Origin of the sequence: Mycobacterium sp. (assembly GCF_025933915.1) — a bacterium.
GTDB lineage: Bacteria > Actinomycetota > Actinomycetes > Mycobacteriales > Mycobacteriaceae > Mycobacterium.
On sequence record NZ_JAICZA010000210.1, the window covers coordinates 1 to 6,255 of the forward strand.

General features: G+C 71.0%; 2 protein-coding genes. Both read right to left on the reverse strand.

The window, feature by feature from the left end; translation table 11 throughout:
• A partial coding sequence (locus Q0W90_RS22230) for a type I polyketide synthase (protein ID WP_297776657.1) occupies nt 1-3,577 on the reverse strand: 3,577 nt, incomplete at its 3' end.
• 19 nt (nt 3,578-3,596) lie between these two features.
• Nucleotides 3,597-6,255, reverse strand: a 2,659-nt coding sequence (locus Q0W90_RS22235; RefSeq protein ID WP_297776659.1) for an SDR family NAD(P)-dependent oxidoreductase, incomplete at its 5' end; no start/stop codon positions are given.

Consider the following 6,255-nt stretch of genomic DNA (forward strand, 5'->3'; position numbering starts at 1 on the left):
AGACGGCGCGCGTCACCAGCTCCCGCACCGACAACACCGGGAGGCCCGACGAATCGGCCAGCTCCACCGACACGGCACCTGCGCCGACCGGCGCCAGCCTCACCCGGACCCGCGACGCACCGGCGGCGTGCAGGCTCACACCCTGCCAGGAGAACGGCAGTAACGTTTCGATCCGCTCGTCGGCGACCCCCAGCGCGTGCAGCGCCGCGTCCAGCACCACCGGGTGGATGCCGAAGCCACTGGTCACGACCCCCGCATGCTGCGGCAGTTCGACCTCGGCGAATGTCTCGTTTCCCCGCCGCCACACGGCCCGCAACCCCTGAAAGGCCGGGCCGTACCCATAGCCCCGGTCCGCCAAGCCCTCATACACGCCGGCCACGTCCACCGCGTCCGCACCGACCGGCGGCCACACCGACAAATCCGTCGGCGGGGCGGCAGCACCGTCGCTCAGCACACCCTCGGCGTGCAACGTCCAATCCGTTTGCGCGACACGCGAATACACGGCGACCGGCCGCGAACCCCCCGCGCCGGCCGCGTCCACCACCACCTGAAGCTGCACGACGCCGCCGGTCGGCACCGACGGAACCACCAGTGGCGCCGACAGCGTCAGCTCCTGGATCACCGAGCAGCCGACCTCGTCACCGGCCCGCAACGCCAGCTCCACGAAGCCCGCCCCCGGAAACAACACCGTGCCGGCCACCGCGTGGTCGGCGAGCCAGGGTTGCGCGGCCGTCGACAGCCGGCCGGTCAACACCACACCGCCGGAATCCGGCCGGTCCACGACCGCGCCCAGCAACGCATGCTCGGCCTCGGCCAACCCGAGACTGGCGATCTTCGCCGAACCCACCGAATCGCTCGACAGCCAAAACCTGCGTCGCACAAAGGCATACGTCGGCAACTCGATTCGTCGGGTGTTCAAGCCGGTAAACGCCGCCGACCACTCCACGTCCGAACCGGTCGCGAAAAGCTGTCCGGCCGCCAACAGCAGCGAGTCGACCTCGGGGCGCCCCTTGGCCATCGACACCACCGACATCGCGCGGTCCGTCGTCAGGGACTGTTCGACCGCGGCCGTCAACGCCGCGCCCGGGCCGACCTCCAGAAACACCCCGGCGCCCAGGGATTCGGCCAGCTGCACGCCGTCGACGAATCGCACCGGCTTGCGTACATGGTCAACCCAGTATCCGACCGTCCCATAGTCTGGGCCGGCCAGCTGCCCGGTCAGGTTGGACACCAGCGCGATCCGCGGTTCGCTCGCCGACACGCCGGCGACCACCGCGGAGAAGTCTTCCATCATGGGTTCCATCAGCGGGGAGTGGAACGCGTGCGAGACCGCCAGTTTCCGGACCCGTGCACCGCCGGCCGCCAATCGATCCGCGACCGCCCTTACCGCGGATTCCGAACCGGAAAGCACCAGCGATTGCGGACCGTTGACCGCCGCGATACCGACGTCACCGTTCAGCAGCGGCGCGACCTCGGCCTCGCTCGCGGTCACGGCCATCATCACCCCACCGGGCGGCAGCTGCGCCATCAACCGGCCCCGGGCGGCCACCAGTCGCGCCGCGTCGGGCAGCGACAGCGCGCCGGCCACACAGGCGGCGGCGATCTCCCCCACCGAGTGGCCGATCACCACATCCGGTGTGACACCGAAGGATTCCCACAGCGCGGCCAACGCGACCTCGAGCACGAACAACGCCGGCTGGGCAAATTCGGTGCTCTGCAACAACTCCGCGTCGCCGCCCCACATCACCTCGCGCAACGGCAGCCGGCAATGGCCGTCCACCGCCGCCACGGCGTCGTCAAACGCCCGGGCGAACGCGGGAAATCGTTCGTACAGCGCCGCACCCATGCCCAGCCACTGCGACCCCTGGCCGGGAAACACGAACACGCGCTTACCCACCGAGCGGGTACGCCCGGCGACGACGTCCGGGCCCGGCGCACCGGACGCCAACCCCGTCAGCCCCGCCATCAGGCCCTCACGATCGGCGCCGAGAAGCACCGCGCGGTGCTCGAATGCCGCCCGGGTGGTCGCCAACGACCAGCCCACGTCCGCCGCGGGCACGCCCGCGTCGGCGCCCAGGTGGTCCAGCAGCCGTTGCGCCTGGCCGGCCAGCGCGTCGGCCGACCTCGCCGAAACCGCCCACGGCACCACCGGATTCGTGTCATTCGGCGCGGGCGTTCCGTCCGGTGCTGGGCTCGGTTCGGAGGGGGCCTGCTCGACGATTACGTGCGCGTTGGTGCCGCTGATGCCGAACGACGAGACCCCCGCCCGCCGCAGCCCGCCGTGATCCGGCCACGGCCGCGGTTCGGTCAGCAACGACACCGCGCCGGCCGACCAATCCACGTGCGGCGACGGCACGTCCACGTTCAGCGTCTGGGGCAGCACCCCGTGCCGCATCGCCTGCACCATCTTGATCACCCCGGCCACGCCCGCCGCGGCCGAGGTGTGACCGATGTTGGATTTGATCGATCCCAACCACAGCGGCCGGTCCGCCGGGCGATCCTGCCCGTACGTCGCCAGCAACGCCTGCGCCTCGATCGGGTCCCCGAGCACCGTCCCGGTCCCGTGGCCCTCCACCACATCCACGTCCGCGGCCGTCAACCCGGCGCTGGCCAAGGCCGCCCGGATGACCCGCTGCTGTGACGGGCCGTTGGGCGCGGTCAACCCGTTGGACGCGCCGTCCTGGTTTACCGCCGTGCCCCGCAGCAACGCCAGCACCGGATGCCCCAGGCGCCGGGCGTCGGCCAGCCGCTCCAGCACCAGCACACCCGCGCCTTCCGACCACGAAGTCCCGTCCGCCGCACCGGCATACACCTTGCAGCGACCATCGGGCGCCAGTGCGCGCTGCCGGCTGAACTCGACGAACGCCGCAGGGGTGGCCATCACCGTCACGCCACCGGCCAGCGCCAGGTCGCATTCCCCGGACCGCAACGACTGCGCGGCCAGATGCATGGAGACCAACGACGACGAACACGCGGTGTCCACCGACACCGCGGGCCCTTCCAGCCCCAACACATACGACACCCGGCCCGAGGTCACGCTCAGGGTCGAGCCGGTGAGGCCGTAGCCCTCCAGCTCGCCCTTCACCTCGCCGCCATACCCGGCGTGGATGACACCGGCGAACACCCCGGTTGCCGTGCCGCGCAGGCTGAATGGGTCGATGCCGGCCCGCTCCAACGCTTCCCAGCAGATCTCCAGCATCATCCGCTGCTGGGGATCCATGGCCAGCGCCTCGCTGGGCCCGATCCCGAAGAACCCGGCGTCGAAGTCACCCGCGTCCCGCAGGAAGCTGCCCTGCCGGGTGTACATCTTGCCCTTCGCGTCGGGATCCGGGTCGTACAGGCCCTCGACGTCCCAGCCGCGATCGAGCGGAAAGTCCGACACCGTGTCGCGGCCCTCAAGCACCAGCTCCCACAGGGCTTCCGGCGTGTCCACCCCGCCGGCGTAACGGCAGGCCATGCCCACCACCGCCACCGGTTCGGACAGCTGGCCCTCCAGCTCCGCTACGCGCCGCCGGGTCCGCCTGAGATCCGCCGTGAGGCGTTTCAGGTAGTCGACGTGCTGCGCGGTGCCCGGCATCGTTGCTCCTTGTGGGGTGTCAGCGGCCGAGTTCGTCATCAAGGATCGCAAAGAGTTGGCTTTCGGTGGCGGCATCGAGGTCATCGTCGAGGTGTTCGGCGTCGGTTGGCTCGCTGGGCGCAACGGCGCCGAGCAGGGCGTGGATGCGGGCCCGCAGCGCCGACCTGTCGTCGGCATTCCAGTTGGGCGCGCTGAGCAGCGCCTGCAGTTCGCGGGTGATGTCGTTGACACGGGCCATCAGGTTCGGCTGGACGTCGGTGTCGGTCCCGGCCAGTTGCGTGTCCAGGTGTCCGGCCAGCACGGTCGGTGTCGGGTAGTCGAAGATGAGCGTCGGCGAAAGGGTAAGCCCCGTCGCATTTTTGAGGCGGTTGCGCAGTTCGACGGCGGTCAGCGAATCAAAGCCGAGCTCTTGGAATGCGCGCCCGACGTTGATGTCGGCCGGGTTCGGCACGCCCAACACCATCGCGGCATTGCCGCGAACCAGGTCCACCAACTCGCGTTGTCGGGCCTCGGGGCTCAGGCCGTGCAGGCGTGCGGTGAGGCCGGTCATCGACGCGGTGGCGTCCGTGTCGTCGACCACACGCCGGGTCGGCCCGGCGGCGAGTTCGGACAACAGCGGGGGCAGGGCCGCGACGTTCTCCGACAGCGCGGCCCGGTCCAGGCGGGCGGCCACCAACACCGGACTGTCGACCAGCATGGCGGCATCGAACGCCGCCAAGGCCTGCTCGGTGGACAGCGGTGCCAGCCCGATCCTGCTCATCCGGGCCTTGTCCCGGTCACCGAGGTGCGCCGTCATCGCCGAGGCCTGCTCCCACAGTCCCCAGGCCAGCGACAAACCCGCGAGCCCGTGGGCGCGCCGGTGGGCGACCAGCCCGTCGAGGAAGCTGTTGGCCGCCGCGTAGTTGGCCTGTCCCGGCGTACCGACAATCCCGGCCATCGACGAAAACACCACGAACGCAGACAAATCCAGATGCCGGGTCAGCTGGTGCAGGTTCCACGCCCCGTCGACCTTGGCCCGCAGCACCGCGTCCACGCGCTCCGGGGTCAGCGACGAGATCAACCCGTCGTCGAGAATCCCGGCGGCATGGACGACGCCACGCAGCGGATACCGCGCCGGTATCTCCGCCAACATCCCGGACACGGCTTCGGGGTCGGCGACATCGCACGCCACCACCGACGTCTGCGCGCCGGCCTGCCCCAGCGCGTCCACGAGTTCCGCGACCCCGGCCGCGTCCGCGCCGGCGCGGCTCGCCAGCACCACGTGCGCCACCCGGTAGCGGTCGACGAGGTGGCGGGCCAGCGCCGAGCCGGCCATCCCGGTGCCGCCGGTGATCACCACGGTGGCCCCCGCCAGCCCGCCGCCGCACCCGCTGAGCACCCCGCCGGGCCCCGACGGAACGGTCAGCGCGACCTTGCCGATGTGGCGCGCCTGGCTGACGTACCGGTAGGCCGCCGAGGCGCATCGGACGTCGAACGTCTTCTGCGGCAACGGTATCAAGACCCCGTCCGTCAGCAGCCCGACGATCTCGGCCAGCATGGCCGCGGTGCGGTCCGGACCGGCCTCCAACAGGTCGAACGCCCGATACACCGCGCCCCGGTACTGTTCGGCGATCACGTGCGGATCGCGGACGTCGGTCTTGCCCATCTCGATGAATCGCCCACCGGGCGCCAACAGCCGCAGCGACGCGTCGGTGAATTCGCCGGCCAGGGAATTGAGCACGACGTCGACGCCGCGGTCGCCCGCCACCGCACGGAACTTCTCCTCGAAATCCAAGGTGCGCGAATCGCCGATATGGTCGTCGTCGAATCCCATCGCGCGCAAGGTATCCCACTTACCACGGCTGGCGGTGACGAACACCTCGGCGCCCCAGTGCCGCGCCAGCTGCACCGCGGCCATGCCCACTCCGCCGGTGGCGGTGTGCACCAATACCCGCTCCCCGCCACGCAGCCCCGCCAGCACCGACAACCCGTACAGTGCCGTCAGGAACACCACCGGCACACCGGCGGCCGCCACCAGCGACAGCCCCTGCGGCACCGGCGTCACCACTCGCTGATCCACCACCGCCTCGGAGCCGACAACCCCCAGCAACCCCATCACCGGATCGCCGACGGCCAGCCCGGTCACGTCGGGCGCAACCTCGACGACCACGCCGGCGCCCTCGGCACCCAACTGGCCGCCGCCGGGATACATCCCCAGGGCCACCAGCACATCGCGGAAGTTGACCCCGACCGCGGCCACCGCCACCCGCACCTGCCCGGCGGCCAGTTCCACCCGCGGGGACGGGCTCACCACCACATCCGCCAGCGTGCCCTCCCCCCCGGCATCCAACCGCCAGCCACCGGCCGGCAGGCTGACCGCCGAGTCCGCGCGCACGGGCCGCAGCCGGGCCGCGTAGGCCACGCCCCGACGGACCACCACTTGCGGTTCACCGCAAGGGATTACCCCTCGGACATCCAGCGATCCGTCGGAATCGATCAGCACCATGCGGCCCGGATGTTCGGCCTGTGCCGACCGCACCAACCCCCACACCGCGGCACCGGCAAGGTCCGAAACGTCTTCACCGGCAAGGGCGACCGCCCCGCGGGTCTGCACGGCCAGCACTCCGGCGCCGTCGGTGCGCAACCACGTTTGCAGCACGTCCAAGGTCTCGGTGGCCGCCGCGTGCACCGACTTCACC